The organism is Methylobacterium brachiatum, assembly GCF_020523825.1.
Taxonomy (GTDB): Bacteria; Pseudomonadota; Alphaproteobacteria; order Rhizobiales; family Beijerinckiaceae; genus Methylobacterium; species Methylobacterium brachiatum.
The window spans coordinates 13,236-38,869 of record NZ_JAJALK010000023.1 but is presented as its reverse complement, the minus strand read 5'-3'; the positions used below and the strand labels follow the sequence as shown (position 1 = coordinate 38,869).

General features: G+C 69.1%; 21 protein-coding genes. 10 read left to right on the top strand and 11 right to left on the bottom strand.

Going from position 1 to position 25,634, the window contains the following annotated elements:
- Nucleotides 1-15: 15 nt before the first annotated feature.
- The 3 genes from LGR69_RS31945 to LGR69_RS28840 all read left to right on the top strand — a co-directional run bounded on the left by LGR69_RS31945 (nt 16) and on the right by LGR69_RS28840 (nt 1,195).
- Nucleotides 16-138, top strand: a complete 123-nt coding sequence (locus LGR69_RS31945; RefSeq protein ID WP_007567989.1) for a hypothetical protein — start codon at nt 16-18, stop codon at nt 136-138.
- Nucleotides 139-188: 50 nt separating this feature from the next.
- Nucleotides 189-674 carry a DUF2721 domain-containing protein gene (locus tag LGR69_RS28845; RefSeq protein WP_007567991.1) on the top strand — a complete coding sequence of 162 codons (486 nt, stop codon included), beginning with the start codon at nt 189-191 and terminating at the stop codon, nt 672-674.
- 86 nt (nt 675-760) lie between these two features.
- On the top strand, nt 761-1,195 hold the full coding sequence (locus LGR69_RS28840) for a PRC-barrel domain-containing protein (RefSeq protein WP_007567993.1): 435 nt from the start codon (nt 761-763) through the stop codon (nt 1,193-1,195).
- A 153-nt stretch (nt 1,196-1,348) separates the two neighbouring features.
- On the opposite strand, the gene LGR69_RS28835 is transcribed toward LGR69_RS28840, so the two are convergent.
- Nucleotides 1,349-1,750: a hypothetical protein gene (locus LGR69_RS28835; RefSeq protein WP_039904165.1), complete on the bottom strand. Its 402-nt coding sequence runs from the start codon at nt 1,748-1,750 to the stop codon at nt 1,349-1,351.
- Nucleotides 1,751-2,040: 290 nt separating this feature from the next.
- Between LGR69_RS28835 and LGR69_RS28830 the strand changes: the two genes are divergently transcribed.
- The 7 genes from LGR69_RS28830 (at nt 2,041) to LGR69_RS28800 (ending at nt 10,699) form a co-directional block, all read left to right on the top strand.
- The gene (locus tag LGR69_RS28830) at nt 2,041-2,778 is read left to right on the top strand and encodes a PRC-barrel domain-containing protein (RefSeq protein WP_230368223.1); all 738 of its coding nucleotides are present in this window, start codon (nt 2,041-2,043) and stop codon (nt 2,776-2,778) included.
- Nucleotides 2,775-4,148 (top strand): MFS transporter, encoded by a 1,374-nt coding sequence (locus LGR69_RS28825; RefSeq protein ID WP_091863929.1) that lies wholly within the window; start codon nt 2,775-2,777, stop codon nt 4,146-4,148. Before LGR69_RS28830 ends, LGR69_RS28825 begins: the two co-directional genes overlap by 4 nt.
- Before the next feature lie 203 nt (nt 4,149-4,351).
- A complete protein-coding gene (locus LGR69_RS28820) occupies nt 4,352-6,121 on the top strand; it encodes an ABC transporter ATP-binding protein (protein ID WP_039902032.1) in 1,770 nt (589 codons plus the stop codon).
- Between the two features lie 25 nt (nt 6,122-6,146).
- A complete protein-coding gene (locus tag LGR69_RS28815; RefSeq protein ID WP_007558718.1) occupies nt 6,147-7,076 on the top strand; it encodes a glutaminase in 930 nt (309 codons plus the stop codon).
- 527 nt (nt 7,077-7,603) lie between these two features.
- Nucleotides 7,604-9,013: an MFS transporter gene (locus LGR69_RS28810; protein WP_122161382.1), complete on the top strand. Its 1,410-nt coding sequence runs from the start codon at nt 7,604-7,606 to the stop codon at nt 9,011-9,013.
- A gap of 65 nt (nt 9,014-9,078) precedes the next feature.
- Nucleotides 9,079-9,633 carry a Uma2 family endonuclease gene (locus LGR69_RS28805; RefSeq protein ID WP_230368190.1) on the top strand — a complete coding sequence of 185 codons (555 nt, stop codon included), beginning with the start codon at nt 9,079-9,081 and terminating at the stop codon, nt 9,631-9,633.
- Nucleotides 9,634-9,685: 52 nt separating this feature from the next.
- Nucleotides 9,686-10,699, top strand: coding sequence for an adenosine kinase (locus tag LGR69_RS28800; RefSeq protein ID WP_122161384.1), 1,014 nt, complete (start codon nt 9,686-9,688; stop codon nt 10,697-10,699).
- A 115-nt stretch (nt 10,700-10,814) separates the two neighbouring features.
- Here the strand turns inward: LGR69_RS28800 and LGR69_RS28795 are convergent, their stop codons facing one another.
- The 10 genes from LGR69_RS28795 to LGR69_RS28750 all read right to left on the bottom strand — a co-directional run bounded on the left by LGR69_RS28795 (nt 10,815) and on the right by LGR69_RS28750 (nt 23,770).
- Nucleotides 10,815-12,497, bottom strand: coding sequence for a methyl-accepting chemotaxis protein (locus tag LGR69_RS28795; RefSeq protein ID WP_230368189.1), 1,683 nt, complete (start codon nt 12,495-12,497; stop codon nt 10,815-10,817).
- Between the two features lie 171 nt (nt 12,498-12,668).
- Nucleotides 12,669-13,640 (bottom strand): NADPH:quinone oxidoreductase family protein, encoded by a 972-nt coding sequence (locus LGR69_RS28790; protein ID WP_122161386.1) that lies wholly within the window; start codon nt 13,638-13,640, stop codon nt 12,669-12,671.
- 56 nt (nt 13,641-13,696) lie between these two features.
- Complete coding sequence (locus LGR69_RS28785) at nt 13,697-15,784, bottom strand: hybrid sensor histidine kinase/response regulator (RefSeq protein ID WP_230368188.1); 2,088 nt, start codon at nt 15,782-15,784, stop codon at nt 13,697-13,699.
- A gap of 160 nt (nt 15,785-15,944) precedes the next feature.
- Nucleotides 15,945-19,097: a DNA polymerase I gene (polA, locus tag LGR69_RS28780; RefSeq protein ID WP_230368187.1), complete on the bottom strand. Its 3,153-nt coding sequence runs from the start codon at nt 19,095-19,097 to the stop codon at nt 15,945-15,947.
- A 22-nt stretch (nt 19,098-19,119) separates the two neighbouring features.
- A complete protein-coding gene (locus LGR69_RS28775; RefSeq protein ID WP_230368186.1) occupies nt 19,120-19,479 on the bottom strand; it encodes a HepT-like ribonuclease domain-containing protein in 360 nt (119 codons plus the stop codon).
- The gene (locus tag LGR69_RS28770) at nt 19,460-19,756 is read right to left on the bottom strand and encodes a nucleotidyltransferase family protein (RefSeq protein WP_230368185.1); all 297 of its coding nucleotides are present in this window, start codon (nt 19,754-19,756) and stop codon (nt 19,460-19,462) included. The genes LGR69_RS28775 and LGR69_RS28770 overlap by 20 nt, the downstream gene beginning before the upstream one ends.
- Before the next feature lie 301 nt (nt 19,757-20,057).
- Nucleotides 20,058-20,357 carry a helix-turn-helix domain-containing protein gene (locus LGR69_RS28765; protein WP_230368184.1) on the bottom strand — a complete coding sequence of 100 codons (300 nt, stop codon included), beginning with the start codon at nt 20,355-20,357 and terminating at the stop codon, nt 20,058-20,060.
- On the bottom strand, nt 20,354-20,671 hold the full coding sequence (locus LGR69_RS28760; protein WP_230368183.1) for a type II toxin-antitoxin system RelE/ParE family toxin: 318 nt from the start codon (nt 20,669-20,671) through the stop codon (nt 20,354-20,356). Before LGR69_RS28760 ends, LGR69_RS28765 begins: the two co-directional genes overlap by 4 nt.
- Before the next feature lie 271 nt (nt 20,672-20,942).
- The gene (locus LGR69_RS28755; RefSeq protein WP_230368182.1) at nt 20,943-22,412 is read right to left on the bottom strand and encodes a UdgX family uracil-DNA binding protein; all 1,470 of its coding nucleotides are present in this window, start codon (nt 22,410-22,412) and stop codon (nt 20,943-20,945) included.
- A 146-nt stretch (nt 22,413-22,558) separates the two neighbouring features.
- Complete coding sequence (locus tag LGR69_RS28750; RefSeq protein WP_230368181.1) at nt 22,559-23,770, bottom strand: putative DNA modification/repair radical SAM protein; 1,212 nt, start codon at nt 23,768-23,770, stop codon at nt 22,559-22,561.
- Between the last annotated feature and the right edge of the window lie 1,864 nt (nt 23,771-25,634).

The window sequence follows — 25,634 nt, the reverse complement described above, 5'->3', positions numbered from 1 at the left end:
GCGAGAAATACAGTCATGTTTACCCCGGTCCTCGCGCTCGCGCTGTTGCTCGCCACCGGGCTCGTGCTCGGTCTTGGTCTGAGTGTCCGGGCCGAACCGGCCGCGTCCGGCCTCGAACCGCCCCGCGGGCTGGTCTGAAAGCGTCCGGGATTGCCGCGCCGCGCCGTCCGGTGCATCTGCCCGCGAGCATGATCGATCCCATCACCTCCACCACCCTGGAAAGCACCGCGCACGTCGTCCAGGTGGCGCTGAGCCCGGTCTTCCTGCTGTCCGGCCTGGCGACGCTGCTCAACGTGTTCGGCGCCCGGCTCGCCCGGGTCGCCGATCAGGCCGAGCGCGTCTCGACGCTGCTGGCCGGGGCCGGCGAGGCCGAGCGCATCGTCCTGGGCCAGCGCCTCGACCGGCTGCACACGCGCTCTCTTGCGCTGGATGCGGCGGTGTTCCTGGCCGCCCTCGGGGGCGTGGCGACCTGCGGCTCCGTTCTGACGCTGTTCGTCGGCGCCCTGCGCGACAGCACCGTGGCGAGCCTGCTGTTCGGCCTGTTCGGGGCCGCGATCCTGTGCACGCTCTGCGCGCTCATCGCCTTCGGCTTCGAGATGCTGCTGGCGAGCCGCTCGGTGCGGGACCGGATCAACCAGCGCCGGGCCAATGCCGGGATGCTCGCGGATCTTTAGGGCGACCGGAACCCGCTCCCGCCCCGGCGTTTAGTCACCAGGGCCGGGGGAACGTCCGGCCCGGTCTGCGTAACCCGGGAGTCACCATGCCGACGGATCTGCCCACCGAGCGCACCGTGAGAAAGACGGGCACCCTGGAGCTCGATCCCACCGGCGAGGGTATCGCCATCGACGAGACCGCCCGCCTGATCGCCTCGAACAAGGTCGAGGGCACGGCGGTCTACGATCGTGAGGGGAAGCACCTCGGGGCCGTGTACAACTTCATGGTGGATAAGGTCACCGGCCAGGTCGCCTACGCGGTCCTGGCCTTCGGGGGCTTCCTCGGCCTCGGCGAGAACCATCACCCCCTGCCCTGGAAGGCGTTGACCTACAGCACCGAACTCGGCGGCTACGTGGTCGACATCGATCCGGGCAACCTCGCCGGCGCCCCGAGCCACGGCCCGGGCGAGGACGCCTTCGCCGACCCGAACTACCGCGGGAAGATCGAGGATTATTACGGGGTGCGCGCGCCGACCCTGTGAGCCGGGTGGCGCGGGCGACCGGCGCGACCTCTCAGCAGATGCCGGGCGTTCGCGCATCGCTGCCGGATGAGCGCTGCGGCTACCCCCGGGCGCGCCTCCCTCCCCCCCGCGGGGAGGGAAAGCGCCGCCGGTTTGCCCGCCCCGCGCCCGCCCTTAGAACTTCCCGCCGAGGCCGACGCTGCCGCCGGGCGAGAGCATCGGGCCCATCGAGCTGCTGCCGGAGCCGCTCGACGCGTTGCCGCCCTCGATATCCTCGCGCCGGATCCGACGCTCGGCGGCGCTGGCCGATTGCGTCGCGCCGCCGGCGCTCCTGGGGATCGCGAGCTGCTTCGTCGGGGTGGTCTGGAGCGGCTGGCCGTCGGGATCGACCGCGGCGTTGCGCGGCTCGCGGTTGGGCAGGGACCCGCGCAGCGACGGCGGCAGCCCGACATCCGAGGCCGGCATCACGCCGCCCCCGCCGCCGAGCGCCTGACAGCCGGCCACCAGGCCGACCAGGGCGGCGCCGAGCGCGAGGCTGCGCGCCGCGGCGCGTCCCGACGAGGTGAGGGTCGACATCGTGTAGTCCTCGCAAGGGGCCGCAAGGGTCTGCGCGGCTCGCATGGGTTTCTGGTCCGCTGTCTACGCTGGGGTTGCGGCGAAAACCAGACACCCCCTCTGCGGCGCGGAACTTGCGGCCCGGCCGCGACGATCCATAACTTCGCCCAGGTCCTGCGACAGGATGCTCTCCGCAGGCGGGGTCGCGCCGGCGGCGGGCCCGAATCCGGCCGATACGGTCGCGGTCGTGCCGGCGCGTCGGCTCGGCCCGGCCCTTCCTCAGAGGATGTAGCGTGTTCAGAACCTCCCGGATGATCGCGGCCGTGACGCTCGCCCTGTGGGCGTCCGGCGTTGCGGCGCAGGCCCCGTCCAGCCCGGGCGATGGTGCATCCGGCCAAGCCCCGCCCCAGGCCTCGCCGCCGAGCCCGCCCGCCGCGCCGCCGGCCCCGGCCGCGACCACGGGAACCGCGCCCGCGACGCCCCCCGCCCCCGCCACGCCGGCGGCCCCGGCGAACGCCGCGCAGCAACAACAGCAGGGGACCCCGGCGACGGTCCTCGACACCCAGGATTACGAGAGCCTGCTTGGCCGCAGTGTGCGCAGCGCCGGCGGCGACGAGCTGGGTCGCGTCATCGACATCATCATCGACAAGGACGGGCATCCCCGGGCGGCGATCATCGATTTCGGCGGCTTCCTCGGCGTCGGCACCCGCAAGATCGCCGTGGATTGGCGCGCCCTGCGCTTCACCCCCGACGGCAACAAGGAGCGCAAGCTCTCGGTCGCGCTGACCCGCAACCAGGTCCGCGTGTCGCCCGAATACAAGGCCGGCGAGCCGATCGTCGTGCTCGGCCCGGCGAGCCCGGCCGCGCCCCCGCCCGACGGCGACCAGGCGACGAGTGCGGCGCCGCCCGCCGGCCCAGCCGCGCCCGCGCCGACAGCCGCCGCCCCGGCCGCTCCGCCGACGGCGCCCGCCGCCGCGACCGCGCCCTCCGCGCCGGCTCCGGCCGCGCCGCCCCCCGCCACCCCTCCTGAAAAGGCCCCGGACAAGTGACGGTGGCCCGGTTGAAGGCCAGACCCGCCGTTTCCCCCCGCGAGCGCGAGGTGTCCCGTCAGGACCCGCGGTCGCGGCCCGTCCGCCTGAAGGATCAGTCGGCCGAGGTCGCGCGCGAGCCCTCGCGCGCAGCCGCGGAGGCGGCGCCGGTGGACCGAACGGTGTCGGCGGTGAGCCGCCACGGGCTCGACGCCTTCGCGTTCTTCGTAGCCAACCTGCAGACCGGGTTCGGGCCGTTCCTGGCCGTCTACTTCTCGCAGGCGAAGTGGACCCAATCCGATATCGGCTTCGCCCTCACCGTGGGCAGCCTCGTCGCCCTGCTCGGTCAGGTGCCCGGCGGCGCTTTCGTGGACGTGGTGCGCTCGAAGCGCTTCGCTGCCGCGGTGGCGGTGATCGGCATCTCGGGCAGCGCCTTCGCGCTGGCGGTCTGGCCGAGCTTCCCGGTGGTGCTGCTGGCGATGGCGGTCCATTCGGGCGCGAGCTGCGTGCTGACCCCGGCGATCGCGGCGATCAGCATCGGGCTGGTCGGCCGGGCCCGGGCGGGCGAGCGCCTCGGCCGCAACGCGAGCTTCGCGGCGGTCGGCAACGCGCTCGGCGCCGCCGGCATGGGCGCCATCGGCTACTACCTCTCGAACGGCGCCGTCTTCTACCTGACCGCGGCCCTGGTGGTGCCGACGATCATCGCGCTCAGCCGCATCCGCGCCCAGGAGATCGACGCCAACGTGTTCCAGGAGCCGGCCGCTCCGGCGCAGGCGCCGCGCGCCTCCGGCAAGGACGGGGTCCGGGCGCTGCTGACCAATCGCGGGCTCCTGTGCTTCTCGGCCTGCATGGTCCTGTTCTTCCTCGCCAACGCCGCGATGCTGCCGCTGGTGGGCAGCGTGCTGACCCTGCGGGCGAGCGAGACCGCCACCGCGCTCATCGCCGCCTGCATCATGGTCCCGCAGGCGGTGCTCGCGGTGAGCGCCCCCGCGGTCGGCCGGGCGGCCGAGCGGTTCGGCCGCTACCCGGTGCTGCTCCTCGGCTTCGGCGCCCTGCCGGTGCGCGGGCTGATGCTCGCATACACCACCAACCCCTACGGCCTCGTCGCCATCCAGGTGCTCGACGGGATCTCCGCCTCGGTGCTCGGCGTGATGGTTCCGCTCGTGGTCTCGGATCTCACCCGGGGTACGGGGCGTTTCAACCTCGCGCTCGGCGCGGTCGGCACCGCGATGGGCGTGGGCGCTGCCCTGTCGACGTCGCTCGCCGGCATCATGGCCGACCGCCTGGGCAGCCACAGCGCCTTCCTGGGGCTGGCCCTGATGGGCTTCGCGGCCTTCATGCTGGTGGCGCTGATCATGCCCGAGACGCGCCAGCCCGCGGAGGAGGCGTGATCCGCGGCACCAGATTCGCTTGCGTGTATCCGCGCCGCTCAAGCGGCGTTCAGGTTTGACAGATAAAAGCGCGCGGGAGGTGCGGGCCGGTGCAACATATGGCAACGCTGTCGCGTTGCCGCTGCGGGTCCGACTGCGCCCGCGTTGCACTCCGCCTCAGCCCGCACCAGCCAGTGCCGCGTGAATACGGAATGGTCACCGCGATGGAAGAGCTGCACCAATACGCTGAGAGGCCCTTCGCCTTTGTCGGGCGATACCTCCGGCGCCGCTGGGTGCCCCACCTTGTGATCCTGATCTCCGTGCTCGGCGCGGTCGGGTTCTCGGTCTCGACCGATTACGCCCTCAAGGGCGTGGTCGACGCGCTGACCAAGGGTCCGGGTCCGGGCAACACCGTGGTCTGGGGGGCGCTCGCGGTCCTGATCGGCTTCATCGCGGCCGACAACATGCTCTGGCGCGTGGCGGCGCTGACCGGGGCCTTCACCTTCGTGGGCGTGACCGGCGACATTCGCCGGGACCTGTTCCGGCACATGACCGGCCATTCCCCGACCTTCTTCTCCGACCGGCAGCCGGGCACCCTGGCCTCGCGCATCACGGCGACCTCGAACGCGATCTTCACGGTCGAGAACATGTTCGTGTTCAACGTGATGCCGCCGACGGTCGCGGCCTTCGGGTCGATCGCCTACATCGCCACGGTCAACACCACCATGGCGGCGATCCTGGCCGGCGTCTTCGCCGCCGTGGTCGTGCTGATGTTCAAGATGGCCGCAGCCGGCAAGCCGCTGCACCACGACTTCGCCGCCAAGGCGGCCTCGGTGGACGGCGAGATGGTCGATCTCGTCGGCAACATGTCCCTCGTGCGCGCCTTCTCGGGCTTCAAGCGCGAGGGCCAGCGCTTCGAGGGCACGATCGCCACGGAGATGCGCGCCCGGCGCTCGTCGCTGCTCTACCTCGAGAAGCTGCGCATCGTGCACGCGGTGCTCACCGTGCTGGCGGTGTTCGGCCTGCTCTACTGGGCGATCCAGATGTGGGAGGCCGGGCAGGCGACCAACGGCCAGGTCGTGCTGGTCTGCACGCTCGGCATCCGCATCCTGGCGGCCACCCGCGACCTCGCGGTGGCCCTGGTCGACGCGACCCAGCACACCGCCCGCCTCGCCGAGGCCCTGCACACCCTGCTCCAGCCGCACGACCTCGTCGACCATCCGGAGGCCAAGCCGCTGACCGGACAGGGCGCCAAGATCGAGTTCGACCACGTCGCCTTCAACTACCCGGACGGGCGCCCGGTCTTCACCGATTTCGATCTGGTGATCGAGCCGGGCCAGAAGGTCGGCCTCGTCGGCAAGTCCGGCGGCGGCAAGTCGACCCTGTTCTCGCTGCTGCAGCGCTTCTACGACGTGAAGAGCGGCGAGATCCGGATCAACGGCCAGAACATCGAGCGCGTCACCCAGGAATCCCTGCGCGAGGCGATCACGGTCGTGCCTCAGGACGTGTCGATGTTCCACCGCTCCCTGCGCGAGAACATCCGCTACGGCCGGCCCGACGCCACCGACGAGGAGGTCTGGCAGGCCGCCGAGGCGGCGCGCTGCACCGAGTTCATCCAGGCCCTGCCGGAGGGCTTCGACACGATGGTCGGCGACCGCGGCGTGAAGCTCTCGGGCGGCCAGCGCCAGCGCATCGCCATCGCCCGGGCGATCCTGAAGAACTCGCCGATCCTGCTGCTCGACGAGGCGACCTCGGCGCTCGACGCGGAATCCGAGCAGGCGATCCGCCAGGCGCTCGCCAACCTGATGAAGGGCCGCACCGTCATCGCGATCGCCCACCGCCTCTCGACGCTCCAGGACTTCGACCGGATCGTCGTGCTGGAAGGCGGCCGCATCATCCAAGACGGCTCGCCCGACAACCTGACCCATCTCGACGGCTTCTTCCGCGAGCTGATGAAGAAGGAATCGATGTCGATGTCCCTGGCCGCCGCCTGAGGGCGGCGCTCCGGGGAACCCGGCCGTGCCCGACCTCGACAGCGTCATCCGGGAGATCGCGGCGGAGATGGCGCAGCGCTCCGACCGGGGCGCGGTGGCCGACTACATCCCCGAACTGGCCCGGGTCGACCCGAACCAGTTCGGCATCGCGGTGATCGATGCCGACGGCCGGGTCACGACCGGCGGCGACAGCGAGACGCCGTTCTCGATACAGAGCGTGTCGAAGGTGTTCACGCTCACCCTGGCGCTCGGCATGGCGGGCGACCGGCTGTGGAAGCGGGTCGGGCGCGAGCCCTCGGGCAACCCGTTCAACTCGATCGTCCAGCTGGAGCGCGAGTGCGGGGTGCCGCGCAACCCGTTCATCAACGCCGGCGCGATCGCGGTGACCGACCTGATCCTCTCGGGCCACGAGCCGCGGGAGGCGCTGGGCGAGATCCTGCGCTTCCTACAGTTCCTGGCCCAGGACCCGACCATCACCATCGACGAGCGGGTGGCGGCCTCGGAGAAGCGCACGGGCTTCCGCAACACCGCGCTCGCCAACTACATGAAATCGTTCGGCGTCATCGAGAACCCGGTGGATTACACGCTCGGCGTCTACTTCCACCATTGCGCCATCGCGATGAATTGCCGGCAGCTCGCCATGGCGGGGCGGTTCCTGGCCCATAACGGCCGCAACCCGTCGACCGGCCACAATGTCGTCTCGGCCGAGCGGGCGCGCCGCATCAACGCGATCATGCTGACCTGCGGCCACTATGACGGCTCGGGCGAGTTCGCCTACCGGGTCGGCCTGCCGGGCAAGAGCGGCGTCGGCGGGGCCATCCTGGCGGTGGCGCCCGGCAAGGCCTCGATCGCGGTCTGGTCGCCCGGCCTCGACGCGGCGGGCAATTCCCATCTCGGCCGCGTCGCGCTGGAGCGCCTGACCCAGCGGATGGGCTGGTCGGTGTTCGGGGCCTGAGATTCGCTGGCTTCAGCGCGCCGCCGTCTCTGCGAGATCCACGCGGAGGGCTCCGCCAAGCCAAAGGGCCTATCCCACAGATCCCCTCATCCTGAGGGGCCGCGAAGAGGCCTCGAAGGAGCCCTCAAGCCGGCCGCGCGATCCCTGGAGGCCTCCTTCGAGGCCTTCGCTTCGCTTCGGCACCTCAGGATGAGGGTTTTGGGTCGAAGCGGCTCCGGTTGCGCCCAGACCCGCCCTCGGACGGGTCCCGTGTCGCGAGGGAGCAGTTGCGCAGCAGAGCCTTTCGGATCTCGCCGTCGCCTCGAAACGCCGAGGCAACGTCATCCGGCGAACGGCCACCGCCCACGATCTTCGAGGAACGCATCGTATGCTATCCGGGATGCCCCTCGCCCGTCGAAACGGCCAATCCCGGCTTGGCGCGGACACGCTCGCCCTGCCTGTGCACCAACGAACCCTTGCAGGCGTGACAGTTCCAAGGCAGTGGCGAGCACATAAGCGACACAGCTGGGTACGGGAGGCGCGGGCGGATGGCGACGACACGGATCGTGCAGCCTGACGGACCCGCCCTGGAGCCCGGTGCCATCCTGGCCCGCCTCGACCGCCTGCCGCCGACGCGGACGATCTGGCGCCTCGTGGCGTTGCTCGGCCTCGGCTTCTTCTTCGAGCTGTACGACCTGCTGTTCACCGGCTACGTCGCCCCGGGCCTCGTGAAGGCCGGGATCCTCACGCCGACCACGCCCGGGCTGTTCGGCGCCAGCGGCGTGGCGAGCTTCGTGGCGGCCCTGTTCACGGGGCTGTTCATCGGCACCCTGATCTGCGGCTGGCTCGCCGACCGGTTCGGCCGCCGGGCGATCTTCACCTGGTCGCTCCTGTCCTACACGGCCGCCAACGTGGTGATGGCCTGCCAGACCGACGCGTTCGGGCTCAATCTCTGGCGGCTGATCGCCGGCATCGGGCTCGGCCTCGAGATGGTGACCATCGGCAGCTACCTCTCGGAGCTGGTGCCGAAGGGGATCCGCGGCCGCGCCTTCGCCCTGTGCCAGGGGATCGGCTTCACCGCCGTGCCGGTGGTGGCCTTCCTGTCCTACCTGCTGATCCCGACGGCGCCGCTGGGCATCGATGGCTGGCGCTGGGTCGTGCTGATCGGCGCCACCGCGGCAATCGGGGTCTGGTGGCTGCGCGCCGGCCTGCCGGAGAGCCCGCGCTGGCTGGTCGAGCGCGGGCGGCTCGCGGAGGCCGACGCGGTCCTGCGGCGCCTCGAGGGCCGGGTCGCCGCCGAATACGGCCGCCCCCTGCCGCCGCCCGCAGCACCGGAGCTGGTGCAGCGGCGCGGCGCCTACGGCGACCTTTGGGTGCCGCCCTATCGCCGCCGGGCGCTGATGATGGCCGGCTTCAACGTCTTCCAGACGGTGGGCTTCTACGGCTTCGCCAACTGGGTGCCGACGCTGCTGGTGGCGCAGGGCATCACCATCACGTCGAGCCTCGCCTACACGGCGCTGATCGCGCTGGCCGCCCCGGTGGGCCCGCTGATCGGGCTCGCCATCGCCGACCGGTTCGAGCGCAAGCATGTCATCGTCGCCGCCGCGCTGGTCTACATCGCCTGCGGTCTGGCCTTCGCGCAGACCCGGGACGTGCCGGTGATCGTCGCGCTCGGGATCGGCCTGACGCTGGCCTCCAACGTGATGTCCTACAGCTTCCACGCCTACCAGGCCGAGCTGTTCCCCACCGGCATCCGGGCCCGGGCGGTGGGCTTCGTCTATTCCTGGAGCCGCTTCTCCGCGATTTTTACGGGGTTCGTCATCGCCTTCGTGCTGCGCGAGGCCGGCACCCCGGGGGTATTCCTGTTCATCTCCGCCGCGATGCTGGCGGCCGGGTCGCTCGTCGGGTTCCTCGGGCCCCGCACCCGGGATGTGGCCTTGGAGAAGATCGCGGGGTGAGGCGCGGTCCGCACGCATGCGAATCGTGCTAGTCTGACGACATGGTCGCGCAGCCGAAACCCCGGATGACGGTCGACGAGTTTCTGGTCTGGGCCGAGGGCCAGCCAGGGCGCTACGAGTTGGTCGACGGCGAGGTTTTCGCGATGTCGCCGGAGCGGGTGCGGCACGCGGAGGTCAAGGCTTCGGCCTACCTCGCGCTCCGATCCGCCCTGAACCGGACTCAGTTTCCCTGTCGCGCGCTACCGGATGGAATGAGCGTCCGCATCGATGACACGACGGTCCACGAGCCCGACGCCCTGGTCTATTGCGGCGCGCGCGCGGACCCGGACGCGACCGAGATCCCCAATCCCGTCATTGTCGTCGAGGTTTTGTCGCCCAGCACCGTCGCGGTTGATTCCGGCCGCAAGCTTTCCGGCTATTTCAGCGTCGCCAGCGTCGCGCACTATCTGATGATCGACCCGGTCAAGCGCCTCGTGATCCACCATGCGCGCGGCACCGAAGGGCTGATCGAGACCCGCATCGCCAGCGAAGGCACCCTCGACCTGACGCCACCCGGAATGAGCCTGTCCGTCGCCGAGCTGTTTGCCGATCTCCCGCCCCCCGCAGATCCCGCGGCTTGATCCGATCCGAGGCGGATGTCACAGCGGCGCAACCGCGAATCAGGACGCCCGGATGACCACACCCCTCGATCTCCTCGTGCTCGGCAACGCCATCGTCGACGTGATCGCCCGCACGGACGACGCCTTCCTGGACGCCCAGGGGGTGACCAAGGGCGCGATGCAGCTGATCGACGAGGAGCGGGCGGAGGCTTTGTTCGCCGCGATGGGCCCGGCCACGATCGTCTCGGGCGGCTCGGGGGCGAACACCGCGGTGGGCGCGGCCCTGCTCGGCGCCAAGACCGGCTTCGTCGGCAAGGTGCGGAACGACGAGCTCGGCGGCCTGTTCGGCCACGACCTCAAGGCCACGGGCGTCGGCTTCACGGTGCCGGCGGCGAGCGAGGGGCCGGCCACGGCCCGCTGCTTCGTGCTGGTGACGCCGGACGGCGAGCGCACGATGAGCACCTATCTCGGCGCCTGCCAGGGGCTGAAGCCCGAGGACGTGGACCGGGCGCTCGTGGCCTCGGCCCGGGTGGTCTACCTCGAAGGCTATCTGTGGGACCCGCCCGCCGCCAAGGACGCGTTCCGCAAGGCGGTCCAGATCGCCCACCAGGCCGGCAACGCGGTGGCGCTGACCCTGTCGGACGCGTTCTGCGTCGGCCGCTACCGGGACGAGTTCCTGGGGCTGGTGCGCGACGGCAGCATCGACATCCTGTTCGCCAATATCGGCGAGCTGCAGAGCCTCTACCAGACCGACGATCCCGAGGCCGCCGTGGCCGCGCTCCGCGACGAGCGCAACGCCCGAGGCCGGCACCTGCTCGGCCTGGTCACCCGCTCGTCGGAAGGCGCCCTGGTGGTGCAGGGCGGCGAGGTCCGGTCGGTGGAGGCGAGCCCGGTCCGCGAGGTGCTGGACACGACCGGGGCCGGCGACCTGTTCGCGGCCGGGTTCCTGGCCGGCCATGCCCGCGGCCTCGACAACGTCACCAGCGCCCGCCTCGGCGCGCTGGCGGCCGCCGAGGTGATCCAGCATATCGGCGCGCGCCCCCAGGCCGACCTCATCGGCCTGGCCAAGGCGCGCAAGCTGATCTGAACGGGGCCGCTCAGAGCGCGGGCCGCCGGGGCGGGTCCCGGTTCGGCGTAAGCGAGCGCGCGTTGCGATCGCGGACTCGGAGCCGAGCCCGATGGCAACGCGCTGGGGACCGGCTCTAGGCGGCGCGCACCGTCGCGAGGAAATGCGTCACCTCGCTCCGGAGATGCTCGGAGCGCAGCGACAGCTCGGATGCCGAGCTGAGCACCTGGTCGGCCGCCGCCCCGGTCTCGTTGGCGGCGTCTGCGACCCCGGAGATGCTGCTCGTCACCTCGCCGGCGCTCGAGGCCGCCTCGGTGACGTTGCGGGCGATCTCCTGGGTCGCGGCCCCCTGCTCCTCGACGGCGGCGGCGATCAGGGTCGCCACCGCGCTGATCTCCTGGATCCGCCCGCCGATCCGGCCGATCGCCGACACGGCGTCGTCGGTGGAGGCCTGGATCCGTCCGATATGGCCGCTGATCTCGTCAGTGGCCTTGGCGGTCTGGCTCGCCAGCTCCTTCACCTCGGCGGCGACCACGGCGAAGCCGCGGCCGGCCTCGCCGGCGCGCGCCGCCTCGATCGTGGCGTTGAGCGCCAGCAGGTTGGTCTGGCCGGCGATGGTCGTGATCATCGTCACGACGTCGCCGATCCGGGCGGCGGCGCCGCTCAGCTCCTGCACCAGATGCGCCGTCGACGCCGCGTCCTCGACGGCGGCCTGGGTCAGCGCCGCCGCGTTCGAGACCTGGCGGCCGATCTCCTGGACGGAGGTCTCGAGTTCCTCGGCGGCCGAGGCCGCGGTGTTGACGTTGGCGGCGGCCAGCTGGGCCGCGCTCGCCACCCGCAGGGATTGGCTGGCGGTGCCGGAGGCGGTTTTGGTCATCGTCGTGGCGGTGGTCTGCAAAGCCGCCGCCGCCCCCGACACCGTCCCGATGATGCCGCCCACGGCGCCCTCGAAGGCGTCCGCGATCTGGCGCATGCCGGTCTTGCGCTGCTCCTCGGCAGCCTGCCTTGCCTGCGTGGTCTCCGCCTCCAGCGCGCGGGCCCGGATCAGGCCGTCCTTGAAGACCTGGACGGAGGCCGCCATGGCGCCGATCTCGTCCCGCCGCCCGGCATAGGGAACGGCGACGGACAGGTCCTGCGCCGCCAGCCTGGCCATGATCGCGGTCATGGACCGGATCGGGCGGGCGACGCCGCGCAGGATCAGCAGGAGGGCTCCGGCCGTCGCGGCCAGGCCGGCGACCAGCAGGGCGGCCGTCACGGTCCAGGCGGTCGTATAGGCGTCCTCGGCGCGCCGCGTCGCGGCCTGCGTGCCCGCGGCATTGACCTTGGCCAGGTCCGACAGCGCCCCGAAGACGTTGACCAGGGGCATGCGGGCCGGCGCGATGGCGTCGCGGGCGGCGTTGCGGTCACCGCGCTTGAGCGCCGCCATGATGGGTTCGCGGGCGGCGAGATAGGCCTGCCACCGCGCCTCGAAGGCGTTCCACATGGCGGTCTCGTCGGCGGATCCGAGATGGGACCGGTACTGCTTGAACTTCTCGGGGATGGCCGCATCCATCTCGGTGAACTCGGCGTCGAGGTCGCGGTTTTCGGCGCTGTCCTCGGCGATCACCTTGCGGATCGTCGTCGTGTGGTACCGGAGCGCCAGGAACTGGAGATCGTCCAGCTCGTGATTCTTGACGTTCCAGACCTCCCGCATCTCCCGGGCCGACTCATGCACGTCGTGAATGCTCAAAATATTGGTCAGAGAATTGACGATCAGAAGAACAAAGCCAACAAACGATACAAGAAATAATCGAATGGCAATACTACGCGCCCACTGCATTCCACCCTCCATCCCACGTCGCCGCATTGAACCTTAGCGCGCCGGGATGACAAAAAGAGTTTAAATTTCACCGCCCCATCTGAAAAATACGGCGGATCGGCGCGGAAGACCGCAGAACATCTTTCGCGCCGTTCGACTGACATCCGGAGCGGGGGCGACGCCCCCGCCGGATCAGGGCTGCAACAGCACCTTGCCCACCGCCGCCCGGCGGGTGAGCAACCCGAAGGCCTCCTGGAAATCGGCCAGCGCGTAGGTGCCGTGGACCTGCGCGGTGAGCTTGCCCTCGGCGACCCAGGCCAGCAGGCGGCGCTGGTCGGCCCGGTGCGCCTCCGGCTCGCGGTCGAGGAAGGCGCCCCAATGGACGCCCTGCACGTCGAGCTCCTTCAGGAGCATCAGGTTGAGCGGCAACCGCGGGATGCCGCCGGCGGCAAAGCCGATGACGAGGTAGCGGCCGCGCCAGGCCAGGGCCCGCAGAGCGGGCTCGGCATAATCGCCCCCGACCGCATCGTAGACCACATCGACCCCGCCGCCGCTGATCCGGCGCAGCTCGTCCTTGAGGGTCGCGGGGTCGTAGACCAGCGTCGCCTCGGCGCCGTGGGCGCGGGCGACAGCGAGCTTCTCCTCCGACGAGGCGCAGGCGATCACCCGGGCCCCCATCAGCCGTCCGAGCTCCACCGCGGCGAGGCCGACGCCCCCGGAGGCGCCGAGCACGGCGAGCCACTCGCCCGGCTGGATGCGCGCCCGGTTGGCCAGCGCATGCAGCGAGGTGCCGTACGTGATGGTGAGCCCCGCGGCCTGCGCGTCCGGCACGGCCTCCGGCACCGGAGTCAGCTTGGCGGCGTCGACAGCGATCCGTTCGGCGCAGCAGCCGGAGCCGGCATGGACGATGACCCGGTCGCCGACGGAAACGCCCGCAGCCCCCTCCCCCAGCGCCTCGACCACGCCGACGCCCTCGCCCCCGGGCGAGAACGGCAGCGGCGGCTTCACCTGGTAGCGCCCGGCCACGATCAGCGTGTCGAAGAAGTTGAGGGCGGCGAGGCGGATCCGCACCAGGGCCTGCCCGAGGCCCGGCACCGGATCGGGGCGCTCCACGATCTCCAGATGCTCCGGCCCGTCGAGCCTCGTGCACAGCAGCGCCCGCATCCTGTCCTCCCGGTTGGTGTCTTTGCGCTCTGTTCAGGCCCGGACCGGCGGCGGGGTCAAGCCGTCCCGATCATCTCGCGGATGCGCGCGCCCAGCACCTCGACCACGAACGGCTTGGTGATCACCTGCATGCCGGGGTCGAGCTGGCCGTTGCCGAGCACGGCGGCCTCCGCGTAGCCGGTGATGAACAGCACCTTCAGGCCGGGGCGCGTGGACCGCCCGGCCTCGGCCATCTGCCGCCCGTTCATGCCGCCGGGCAGCCCGACATCGCTGACCAGCAGGTCGATGCGCACGTCGGATTGCAGCACCTTGAGGCCGGCGACGCTGTCGGCGGCCTCGATCGCCGTATAGCCCAGATCCTCCAGCACCTCGGTGACCAGCATGCGCACGGTCGGCTCGTCGTCGACCACCAGCACGGTCTCCCCCGGCGCAGCCCGGGCGGGCGCCCCGGCGGCGGCCAGCGGATCCTCCTCCGCGACGGTGCCGCCATGGCGGGGCAGGTAGAGGCAGACCTTGGTGCCCCGGCCGAGCTCCGAGACGATCCGCACCTGGCCGCCCGATTGCTGGGCGAAGCCGTAGATCATCGACAGGCCGAGGCCGGTCCCCTGCCCGAGCGGCTTGGTGGTGAAGAACGGCTCGAACACCTTGCCGACGATCTCCGGCGCCATCCCGGTGCCGGTATCGGTGACGCGCAGCAGCAGATACGGCCCCGGCGGCATGTCGCGCTGCCGGGCCTCGCGCGCGTCGAGCGCGGTGTTGGCGGTCTCGATGATGATCGACCCGCCCTCCGGCATCGCGTCCCGGGCGTTGATGCACAGGTTGAGCAGCGCGTTCTCGAGCTGCGGCGGGTCGACCAGCGCCGGCCACAGGCCCGTGGCGGCGATCACATCGACCGTCACGGCCGGGCCGACCGTGCGCCGGATCAGCTCTTCCAGGCCAGCGACCAGCCGGTTCACGTCGGTGGGCTTGGGGTCGAGGGTCTGCCGGCGGGAGAAGGCGAGCAGGCGGTGCGTCAGGGCGGCGGCGCGCTTCGACGCACCCTGGGCGGCGTTGATGTAGCGGTCCACATCCTTGAGCCGGCCCTGGGCCAGCCTGGTCTGGATCAGCTCCAGCGAGCCCGAGATGCCGGCCAGCAGGTTGTTGAAATCGTGGGCGATGCCGCCGGTGAGCTGGCCGACCGCCTCCATCTTCTGCGACTGGCGCAGGGCCTCCTCGGCGGCCGCCAGGGCGTCGGCGCGCTCGCGCTCCGCGGTGAAGTCGCGCCCGACGGCGTTGATCACCGTCTCCCCGGGCCGCGCCGCCCAGGTGATCCAGCGGTAGCTGCCGTCCCGGTGGCGGTAGCGGTTGTCGAAGCGCGCCTGGCTGCGCCCCTCGGCGAGCTGGCGCCCGCCCTCGGCGGTGCGGCCGAGATCGTCCGGGTGGACGAAGTCGATCAGGTTCGTGCCGACGAGCTCGTCGGCGCGCCAGCCCAGCACCTCCGTCCAGGCCGGGTTCACCGCGGTGATCGTCCCGTCGAACAGGCAGCGCAGCATCATGTCGGACGAGAGGGTCCACAGGGCGTTGCGGTCGGCGGTGCGCTCCTCGACCTGCCGGGCCAGCGAGGCGTTGAGGTCGCGCAGCTCGGCGAGTGCCGTCTCCAGCCGGGCCTGGCTGTCCGTGAGGGCGGCGTCGGACAGGACCCGGCCCGTGGTCTCGTTGGTGAGGATGAACAGGCCCGCGACCTTGCCGTCCGCGTCGAGCACCCGCGAATACGAGAAGGTCCACCACGTCTCCCGGGCGCCCCGGTCGCTATCGAGCCGCCACGGCAGGTCCGTGAACCGCTCGGGCCGACCGTCCATGGCGGCGTCGATGATCGGCTTGGCCTGCGCCCAGCCGTCGGCCCAGACCTCGTCGAACCGCGCACCCATGGCCCAGGGCAGCCGCGGCCCGAGCAGGGGGACATACGTGTCGTTGAAGAAGAAATGGAGATCCGGGCCCCAGGCCAGGATCATCGATTCCGGCGAGTTGAGCACCAGCGACAGGGCCGCCCGGAACTCCGCCGGCCAGGTCTCCGGCGGGCCGAGCGGATGGCCGGACCAGTCGCGCGCGCGGATCATCCGCGCGGCTTCGCCGCCGCCGGCGAGGAAGGCCAGGGGATCGGTCACGGGGCGATGGCGATCCGGGTCATGGAGAAGCGTCGGCGTTTCGGTCTTGGGTCATCTCGAGAGCCGAAAACCACTTTTCGAGACGCCGCGCTAGACCAACTTGAGACGGACAACGCCAAGACCAGGCTAGAGCGCGTGCGCCGGTCTTGGCTTTACCCCCTCAATGCGCCTCCTGCCAATTCTCCGCCGCGTTGGCTTCCACCACCAGCGGCACCTTGAGGGTCAAGGCCGGCGCGGGCGCCTCCTCCATCACGCCGCGGATGATCGGGATCGCGCGCTCGACCTCGTCCTCGGCGGCCTCGAAGACCAGCTCGTCGTGCACCTGCAGCAGCATGCTGACCTTCAGCTTCTGGGCGGTGAGCGCGGTCTCCATCCGGGTCATCGCCCGGCGGATGATGTCGGCGGCCGAGCCCTGGATCGGGGCGTTGATCGCCTGGCGCTCGACGCTGGCGCGCTCGGACGGGTTGTTGGAGCGGATCTGCGGGTAGTGGCAGACCCGGCCGAACAGCGTCGTGACGTAGCCCTTGTCCCGGCAGATCTTCTTCGTGCTGTCGATGTAGTCCCGGATGCCCGGGAACTGCTCGAAATACTGCTTGATGAAGGCCGAGGCCTCCTCCCGGCCGATGCCGAGCCGGTCGGCCAGCCCGAAGGCCGAGATGCCGTAGATGATGCCAAAATTGATGGTCTTGGCCCGGCGCCGCAGGTCGGGGGTCATGTCCTTGAGCGACACGCCGAACATCGCCGAGGCTGTCGCCGCATGGATGTCGATCCCGTCCGCGAACGCTTTGCGCAGCTCCGGGATGTCGGCCATGTGTGCCAAGAGCCGCAGCTCGATCTGCGAGTAATCCGCTGAGATCAGCCGGTTGCCCGGCGCAGCCACGAAGGCCCGGCGGATGCGGCGGCCCTCCTCGGTGCGGATCGGGATGTTCTGCAGGTTCGGCTCGGAGGAGGACAGGCGGCCCGTCGTCGTGGCCGCCAGCGAGAACGAGGTGTGGACCCGGGCGGTCTCCCGGTCGGCATGGGTCTGGAGGGCATCCGTGTAGGTGGATTTCAGCTTCGAGAGCTGGCGCCACTCCAAGATCTTTTTCGGCAGGGGATGCCCGGCCTGGGCCAGTTCCTCCAGCAGCGTGGCGGGCGTCGCCCATTGCCCGGACGGCGTCTTCTTCGCCCCCGGCAGGCCCATCTTCCCGAACAGGATGTCGCCGATCTGCTTGGGCGAGCCGACGGAGAACTTCTCGCCGGCATCCTCCTGGATCTCCTCCTCCAGGCGGACCAGGATCTGCGAGAAATCCCCCGAGAGCCGGCTCAGCATCTCGCGGTCGACCCGGATGCCGCGCTGCTCCATCCGGGCGATCACCGGCAGGAGCGGCCGCTCCAGGGTCTCGTAGACGGCGACCCGCCGCTCGGCGACGAGGCGTGGCTTCATCATCCGCCACAGGCGCAGGGTGACGTCCGCGTCCTCGGCCGCGTAGGCGGTGGCCTTGTCGATGGCGACGCGGTCGAAGCTGACCTTGTTGCGCCCGGTGCCGGCCACGTCGGTGAAGGTGATCGGCTGGTGGCCGAGATGGCGCCGGGCCAGCTCATCCATGCCGTGGCCGCCCTTGCCGGCGTCGAGCACGTAGGAGATCAGCATCGTGTCGTCGAACGGTGCGATCTCGATGCCGTAGCGGGCCAGCACCACCCAATCGTATTTCAGGTTCTGGCCGACCTTCAGCACCCCGGGATTCTCGAGGAGCGGCTTCAGCCGGGCGATGGCCGCGTCGAGCGGGATCTGGCCGGGCACCGGCTCGGCCACATCGGAGGCCGCCGCGCCCTCGCCGAACAGGTCTGTGGAATCGGCCTGCACCTTCGCGGCCTGGATATGGGCCAGCGGGATGTAGCAGGCCCGGCCGGTGGCGGTCGCCAGCGAGACGCCGACGAGCCCCGACTTGTGCGCGTCGAGCGCGTCGGTCTCGGTATCGACCGCGACCACCCCGGCCTCCTCGGCTTCGGCGATCCAGGCGTCGAGCTGCTCCAGCGACGCGACGGTCTCGTAGGCGGCCGTGTCGAACGGCGCCACCGCCTCCGCGGCGCGGGCCGCGACGACGTTGCCCGGCGTCGCCTCGATCGGTGCCCGGGGCTTGGCCGGCGCGTCCGGCAGGTCGAGATCGGCGAAGGGATCGACCTCGCCGCCCTCGGGCGGGGCGGCGCCCGGCGGTCGCTCGGCCCCGGCCGCCGCGGTCTCCGGGTCCGGCGGCACGGAATCGCCGAAGAACGGCACCGCGTCGCTGCCGCCGGCGCCGTTCCGGTAGCCGTGGGGCCGGGCGCCCGGCAGCAGGGCCGGATCGGGCTTCACCGCCTCGGGATCGACATGCAGCATCTGGGCGATGCGGCGGGTCAGGGTGTTGAACTCCATCGCCTTGAGGAAGCCGACGAGCTTTTCGGGGTCGGGCTTGGGCACGGCGAGGTCGTCGAGGGGCACCGGGACGGCCACGTCCTCCATCAGCGCCACGAGCTTGCGTGAGAGCTTGGCCTGCTCGACATTGGCGAGCAGGGTCTCGCGGCGCTTGGGCTGCTTGATCTCGCCCGCGCGCTCCAGCAGCGCCTCGAGGCTGCCGAACTCCTTGATCAGCGCGGCGGCGGTCTTCAGGCCGATGCCGGGCACGCCGGGGACGTTGTCGGAGGTGTCGCCGATTAGCGCCAAGGCGTCGCCGATCTGGTTGGGCTGCAGCCCCTCCCACTTGGCGATGATCGCCTCGACATCGAGGTTGCGCTCGGGCCGGTAGCCGGCCTTGCCCTTGGCACCGGATTCGAAATCGTAGAACCGGACCAGCGGCCCCACGAGCTGCATCAGGTCCTTGTCGGAGGAGACGATGATGACGCCCGCGCCCCTTGCCTCCGCCTGGCGGGTGTAGGTGGCGATCAGGTCGTCCGCCTCGTAGCGCTCCAGCTCCACCGCGTGCAGGCCGAAGGCGCGCACCGCGTCGCGCATCAGCGGCATCTGGCGCTTGAGGTCGTCGGGCGCGTCGGGGCGGTGCCCCTTGTAGTCCGGGAACATCTCCTTGCGGAACGAGCCCTCGGACTTGTCGAAGACGATCCCGAGATGGGTCGGCATCGTGCCGGCGGCGCCCTCCTGGATGAACTGGGCGATCTTGGTGCAGAACAGCCGCACGGCGCCGGTGGGCAGCCCGTCCGAGGGGCGCGAATTGTACTTCTGGTCCTGGTTGATTGACTGAAAATAGGCCCGGAAGATGAACGACGAGCCGTCGACCAGGATCACCTGATCGCCCGGGCCGACTTTTTTCGGACTTGCAGCAGCGGTCTCGACGGTCATGGGCGCAGGCGTCTCGGGGCGATCAGGGGTCGGGCGCGCGGGCGAACTCGGCCCGGCAGGCCGCGACGAGAACGGGCAATTCGTCGTGGACGGTGAGCCAGACGATGTCCAGAGTCACGCTGTCGTAGCCGTGGCGGTAGACGTTGCCCGCCCCCGCGATCAGTCGCCACGGCACATCCGGATGCTGGGCCTTCGCGGCGGAGCTGAGCCGGCGGCTCGCCCCCGAGATGATCTCCCGGCAGCGCACGACGGCGTAGTGGGTGCGGTCGTCCGCCGCGAAGGTTGGAAATGTGAACCCGGCCACGAAGGCGACGGCCCGCTGCGCGTTGGCGACGATATCCGAGCAGGCGGCGCGGTCGCGCTCAGAAGGCGACAAGGGCATCGCGCTCGGCCCGCTCCCGGATCCGGTCCTTCAAGCCCGCGCGGTTGGCGACATCGACGCGGATCGGGAACAGATCGCCGATGAACCGGCACAGCCCGACATACCCGTAGACGCCGCCCACCAGAGGGGCATCGATCTCGATCATCACGTCGAGGTCGCTGTCGGCCCGGGCCTCGCCGCGGGCCACGGAACCGAACAGGGCCGCGTGCCGGACGCCGCGACGGCGCAGCTCAGCCTCGTTGGCGCGCAGGATGGCGAGGGCGGCGTACCTGTCCATGGCGGAGGGGCCGTGCGGATGCGATGGCCAGGATGTTAACAGAAATGCGGCGGTGGGGCCTGTGCATCGCCGCGCGCATTTCCCCCGGGTTGGCGAGGATCAGCACGATTGCTGCGTCTCTTCCCGCGGCCTTCCTGTGCGGCTCGATCGCATCGCTGGCGTGCCGGGGTATGAGCACAACGCCTTCCGAGCTATGATGACTTGGTCGGGGATGAAGCTGTCGTTCCGTACCCTGAGGGCTGCTGTCGAGGTCTGCTGACAGCGGACGTCGCCGACCGGCTCTCTCTCGTCCTCTAGACGCCTACCGTCCCGATGGCTGCGGCTCCAGGCGTATCGTCAGCTTGTGGCCGGTCGCCCGCGCGTAACGCTCCAGGGTGCGTGTCGAAGGCTTGGTCTTGCCGCTCTCCAGTCGGGACACGGCACTCTCGGTCGTCCCCATACGGGTTGCCACCTCGGCCTGGCTCAGCTGCGCATGGGTCCGAGCCGCGATCAGCGCCGATACCAGGGCGAATTCCTCATCGAGTGCGTCGTAGGCTTCGCGGTAGGCGGGATCATCCGCCATGCGCTTCTTGTGTAGCTCGCTGGCCTTGATCATGCTCATCGCACCTCCTTGGCCCGTTGCCGGGCGAGTTCGAGTTCGCGGTGTGGGGTTTTCTGGCTCTTCTTCACGAACACCCGCACGATCACGACGCGCTGCCCCGTTACCGTCACGTAGATGGCGCGGGCGATGCCGTCCTTGCCGGTGATCCGAAGTTCCCAGAGTCCGTGGCCCAGTGGCTTGCTCCAATCCCGCGGGAGGTTCTGCAAACCGTGGGCTTCGATCACCTGGATCATGCGGGCGAGCCGGGCCTGCATATCCACCGGCAGCTCGGCCTCTTCCTGAGCAGCGGACGACAGATATTCGACGCTCCACATATCCGGGACTTAGCAAAAATGCGAAGTTCCGTCAAAGCTGGGCGCTGGGACGCTGTCTGTCGTCATCTACGCCATCGGCGACGTCCTCAAGCCGCAGGCGACATTAGCGGCAGTCGAAGATCGGATCGGCCAGACATCCCTGCTCCGCCACGCAGTACAGGCTTGTTGATCCGCCCGCTTATCTTTGCGCTATTATTATATAGAAGCATTGTCGTCGTGCGCAGCACCACACGGGGGCAGTGGGATCAAAAGATCTGCCCCGTTCGACCGATCACGCGGCCAGCTCGCGTCCGAGCTCCTCCACCCGGCGCAGGTCGTCCACGAAGGCCGCGTAGGCTTCCGCCTTGGCCTCGTCGGGCAGGCGCAGCAGGTAGGACGGGTGGACGGTGATGAAGCCCTGGAAGCGGTTGTCGAGCCGGTCGAACCGGAACGGGCCGCGCGCCCGGGTGATCGGGACCGCCTTGCCGGTGAGCGCCAGAACCGCGGTGGCGCCGAGCGCGACCACGAGCTTCGGGGCGACGAAGTCGAGTTCCCGGTCCAGCCACCAGCGGTAGTGGCTGACCTCGCCGGCCGTCGGCTTCTGGTGGATGCGGCGCTTGCCGCGCTCCTCGAACTTGAAATGCTTCACCGCGTTCGTGAGGTAGCTCGCCTCCCGGTCGATCCCGGCCTCCGCCATGGCGCGCGAGAGCAGCTGCCCCGCCGGTCCGACGAAGGGCCGGCCCTGCCGGTCCTCCTGGTCGCCCGGCTGCTCGCCCACGAAGGCGACGGTGGCGCCGACCGGCCCCTCGCCGAGGACCGCCTGCGTGGCGCCCGGGACCAGCGGCTCGGTCCGCTTGATGATCGCGTTCAGCGCGTCGAGGCTCTTCGGGTCCTGGTCGGCCATGGCGGCGACGGCGCGGGCGGGTTCGCGGCGTGTGGGCAAGGTCGGCTCCCTCTCGATCATGGCTTCGGTCCGTCCCGCCGCCGCCCGGACGAGGGCGGGGATCGCGGCGGTCTCGGGCATGTTGCGCCAGTACTTCTTGGGCATCTCCGCCCGCATGGCCTTCAGGTTGGTGCGGGCCGGGTTGAACGTGCTCTCGTAATAGGTCTGCCAGCCGGCCTCGAACCCGTCGCCCTCGGGCAGCGCGGCCCGGTCTCCCGGCGGTCCGAAGGCCAGGGTCTCGGTATCCCAATGCGCCGAGCCGTCGGGTGTCAGGATCGACCAGCGCATGCCGCGGAAGCGCGCGACGAAGAACGGCGCGGCCGCCTCCAGGATGTGGTGGTCGGGCTCGAACCACGCCACGAAATGCTCGCCCCCCGAATCCTCGGCGCGGCGGAAGCGCAGGAAGGCGTGCATCTTGTGCAGGTCGCGCCCGATCGCCTTCGCCATCCGGTGCAGGCGGTGGACCAGGGGATCGCTGCCGACCTCCATCAGGTGCCGCTCGCCCCGGCAGACCCGCCAGATCAGGGCGTAGAGCAGGCCGTAGCGCTCCGGATCACGATGGGGGATCACCTGGGGGATCAGGCCGGCGACGGCCTTGGGCAGGGCGAGCGGGCCGGCAGGGGCCTGAGCCGTCTCGGCACCGAACAGGCCGGGCGAATCCGTCACCGACCACGTCACCGCCTCGGGCGGGACGCCCTGCGCCACGAGCCGGCGCGCGGCATCCCGGAAGCCGGCGAGATCGGCGCCGGGGCGCAGGAGGATGCTCTGCGGCGTGTACGGAGTCCCTCCCCCCTCTGCGGAAGAGGATGGGCCTTGCATCAGCGAGGATCGGGAGAGGGGCAGCGCGACGGTGGTGGTTGGAGCAATCGTCGCGCCCTGTCCGGCATCGCCGCTCCCCTCCCCCGCCCCGCTTTGCGGACCACCTTCCCCCACAGCGGAGGGAGGGAATGCACGCAGGCCGCTCATCAGAACAAGCTCAGCTGCCGGGCCGGCTCGACCAGGCGTTCGCGCAGGTCGAGCCGGTCGGTGAGCCCCACCGGGCGATGGTCGGCGGCGATCAGGAACGGGCGCGCGCGTTTCAGCCCCGAGGTCAGCCGGGCGACGTCGTCGAGGCGCAGGGTCGCGTGGCGGCGCGCCTGAACGATCTTGTCGACCGCCTTGGCGCCGAGGCCCGGCACCCGCAGCAGCCATTCCCGGTCGGCCTTGTTGACGTCGACAGGGAATTTCTCGCGGTGCTTGAGCGCCCAGGCGAGCTTCGGATCGATGTCGAGGGCGAGCATGCCGCCGTCCGAAGCGTCGGCGACCTCGTCGGGGGTGAACTCGTAGTACCGCAGCAGCCAGTCGGCCTGGTACAGCCGATGCTCCCGCTGGAGCGGCGGCGGCTTCGGCGGCAGGATCGACGACCCGTCCGGGATCGGGCTGAAGGCCGAGTAATAGACCCGCTTCAGGCCGACGCTGCCGTAGAGATGCGCGCTCTTGCGGATCAGCGCCTCGTCGGTGGTGGCGTCGGCCCCGACGATCACCTGGGTCGAATGCCCGGCCGGGGAGAAGCGCCGCTTCTCGGCCTTGGCCTCGACGATGCGCTCGCCGATCTGCGTCATGGCGTTCTGGATCGCGGCGGCGTCCTTCTCGGGGGCCAGCCGCTCCAGGCTCGCCTCGGTGGGAAGCTCGACATTGATCGAGAGCCGGTCGGCGTAGAGGCCGGCCTCCTCGATCAGCCAGGGGCTCGCCTCCGGGATCGACTTGAGATGGATGTAGCCGGCGAAGCCGTGATCGCGCCGGAGCGACTTCGCCACCCGGGTCAGCAGCTCCATCGTGTGGTCCGGCGACTTGATGATGCCGGACGACAGGAACAGGCCCTCGATGTAGTTGCGCCGGTAGAAGTTGAGGGTGAGGTTCACGACCTCCTCGACGGAAAATTTCGCCCGCCGGACATTCGAGGAGCGCCGGTTGATGCAATAAGCGCAGTCGAACAGGCACCAATTGGTCAGCAGGATCTTCAGCAGCGAGACGCAGCGCCCATCCGGCGTGTAGGCGTGGCAGATGCCCGCCCCGGTGGTGGAGCCCAGCCCATCCTTCCCTGCCGCGCGCTTCGGCGCCGCCGAGGAGGCGCAGGAGGCGTCGTATTTGGCGGCATCAGCCAGGATGCGCAGTTTCTTGGCCAGGGTCTCGTCCATCGAACAGACAATGAACGAGAGGCCTCAAGAGGCAAGGCCGACCGGCGTCCGGCCCCCGTCCGCGATGCCGCACCCCGAGCGCAGGCAATCCCCTGGCTCGTTTCCGCATGGCGTCCTGCTCAGAATGCCAAGGCAGGACAATGCTTTTCGTATAGTATAGTACTTGCCCTGAAGGATTAAAGATAAATAATTTACACATAAGAACTAATGAAGTACGGAACCAATATTAGAATGACAAAATGCAGACGCGCACTTGATTCCTTGGCATCGCGTTCCATTGTTATGTCTTGTGGACGAAGAAACTCGCCTGAGGCACCTAATGGGTGCCGAAAAATGGACTAAACCAAGCATGACGCTGGCATCTGGCGGATTCGTCTACATAATTGGGGGCTATATTTGAACTCGACTCGGTCCTCCGGGTCGCTTGAACAGGAGTTGTCTGATGAGTGCCACCATCGCTCCGGCATCCGCCTCACAAGCTCGCATCGTCCCAGACTTGGTAGCCAGCTCCGACAACAATCGGTCGGACGCTGTCAAAACCGAGCCCAGCAACCAGTCCGCCGATCCGCGCCCCGCGCAAACTGTCTCGCCCCGACAGGGCGATGCAATCCTGAGCCTTGCCAGCACGGACGGCTCAACAGCGCCATCCCAACAGGGGAACGGCGGTAGTCAGAGCGTGTCGGCGGCGAACCGGGCATATCAGGACACGGCTTCGCGCTCGAACAGTGGGGACAGTGTTTTACGGCCGCAAAGCGTGGATGATGATGTGAATTCGCGTGACATTTCAGTTGGCCCTGGCGGTTCATCCGGTAGCAGCGACGGCAGCGGAAGCATTGGAGTGGGTGGAACGCCTGCTGTCGGAGTCGGGAGTGGGGACGGAAACGGCTCAACATCGGCCCAAGATTCAACGCCAGCTCCAACTGACCCCACCGACCGCGGCTTAGGTGCGACGACCTATGTCTAAGGTACGATATCAAAGGCCCTTTATCGCGCCCCACGGATATCACTCAATAAAACTTATCACGCAGGCAAGGGAATAATCGATCAAATGCTTTTGCGAACAATAGCACCGGAACTGCAGTACTTCCGGTGTGTTGATCCTGCTCCTGCAACAAGCCTCTGATTCACATATTGAGTGAAGGTCCGCCAAGGAAAAGGCGGGCCTTCCCCCGCGAAAACAGCCGAGGCGACCCGAACGGGGGACACACGGTCCGGGTATTTGTTCTGGCCCTGTTATTGTTGAAGGGAACAGCTTCATATTCTCAACCGTTAATTCGCTTCGATATATATGAAATTAATGAATATCGGCCAATTGTTGCATTTGATGGGAGCGACGATCGCTCGTTAGAGCCTATGGCATGGAGCGCATTCACGCCAAGGAAGATGGTTCTCGCTTTTGAAGATATATCTTATTCCTGCTACTCCAACAAATTATCGTTCCAGGTATTGAATGGTAATATCGTATTTTACCCGGATACGACTGAGGGCACTACAATCCGCGGCCACCAACAGCCTCCTGAATTCGAGGAGAGGCAAGCCAATACGTTTGTTTTAGCAATCGGATCGCCGAATGCCGCTACAAAATTGCTATTCAGAGCCTTGAAATTGATGGTCTTCACTGGAGAGCAAAGACCATTGAACCGACGAATCCGGTAGAATTTTCATTGAGCAATATCTGGAAGAAACTGAGGGACGGGGATATTTCTGATGCGGATCGCTCGAATTTTACGGCCGAGCGCAAGCGACTCGAATCTGAATTGAATAATCAAACTGAGAATATATAGAGAGACTTAAACGTGCGCTGACATCAAAAGGTTACGACGCTGATCAGCCCATCAGCAGCATCCGTGAAAGAAGAGACAGT

Excerpts from the sequence above, each read along its gene's own strand:
- LGR69_RS31945 (WP_007567989.1), top strand. The coding sequence starts at position 16 with ATGTTTACCCCGGTCCTCGCGCTCGCGCTGTTGCTCGCCACCGGGCTC.
- LGR69_RS28845 (WP_007567991.1), top strand. The coding sequence starts at position 189 with ATGATCGATCCCATCACCTCCACCACCCTGGAAAGCACCGCGCACGTC.
- LGR69_RS28840 (WP_007567993.1), top strand. The coding sequence starts at position 761 with ATGCCGACGGATCTGCCCACCGAGCGCACCGTGAGAAAGACGGGCACC.
- LGR69_RS28835 (WP_039904165.1), bottom strand. The coding sequence starts at position 1,750 with ATGTCGACCCTCACCTCGTCGGGACGCGCCGCGGCGCGCAGCCTCGCG.
- LGR69_RS28830 (WP_230368223.1), top strand. The coding sequence starts at position 2,041 with ATGATCGCGGCCGTGACGCTCGCCCTGTGGGCGTCCGGCGTTGCGGCG.
- LGR69_RS28820 (WP_039902032.1), top strand. The coding sequence starts at position 4,352 with ATGGAAGAGCTGCACCAATACGCTGAGAGGCCCTTCGCCTTTGTCGGG.
- LGR69_RS28810 (WP_122161382.1), top strand. The coding sequence starts at position 7,604 with ATGGCGACGACACGGATCGTGCAGCCTGACGGACCCGCCCTGGAGCCC.
- LGR69_RS28805 (WP_230368190.1), top strand. The coding sequence starts at position 9,079 with ATGACGGTCGACGAGTTTCTGGTCTGGGCCGAGGGCCAGCCAGGGCGC.
- LGR69_RS28800 (WP_122161384.1), top strand. The coding sequence starts at position 9,686 with ATGACCACACCCCTCGATCTCCTCGTGCTCGGCAACGCCATCGTCGAC.
- LGR69_RS28795 (WP_230368189.1), bottom strand. The coding sequence starts at position 12,497 with ATGCAGTGGGCGCGTAGTATTGCCATTCGATTATTTCTTGTATCGTTT.
- LGR69_RS28790 (WP_122161386.1), bottom strand. The coding sequence starts at position 13,640 with ATGCGGGCGCTGCTGTGCACGAGGCTCGACGGGCCGGAGCATCTGGAG.
- polA (WP_230368187.1), bottom strand. The coding sequence starts at position 19,097 with ATGACCGTCGAGACCGCTGCTGCAAGTCCGAAAAAAGTCGGCCCGGGC.
- LGR69_RS28775 (WP_230368186.1), bottom strand. The coding sequence starts at position 19,479 with ATGCCCTTGTCGCCTTCTGAGCGCGACCGCGCCGCCTGCTCGGATATC.
- LGR69_RS28770 (WP_230368185.1), bottom strand. The coding sequence starts at position 19,756 with ATGGACAGGTACGCCGCCCTCGCCATCCTGCGCGCCAACGAGGCTGAG.
- LGR69_RS28765 (WP_230368184.1), bottom strand. The coding sequence starts at position 20,357 with ATGAGCATGATCAAGGCCAGCGAGCTACACAAGAAGCGCATGGCGGAT.
- LGR69_RS28760 (WP_230368183.1), bottom strand. The coding sequence starts at position 20,671 with ATGTGGAGCGTCGAATATCTGTCGTCCGCTGCTCAGGAAGAGGCCGAG.
- LGR69_RS28755 (WP_230368182.1), bottom strand. The coding sequence starts at position 22,412 with ATGCAAGGCCCATCCTCTTCCGCAGAGGGGGGAGGGACTCCGTACACG.
- LGR69_RS28750 (WP_230368181.1), bottom strand. The coding sequence starts at position 23,770 with ATGGACGAGACCCTGGCCAAGAAACTGCGCATCCTGGCTGATGCCGCC.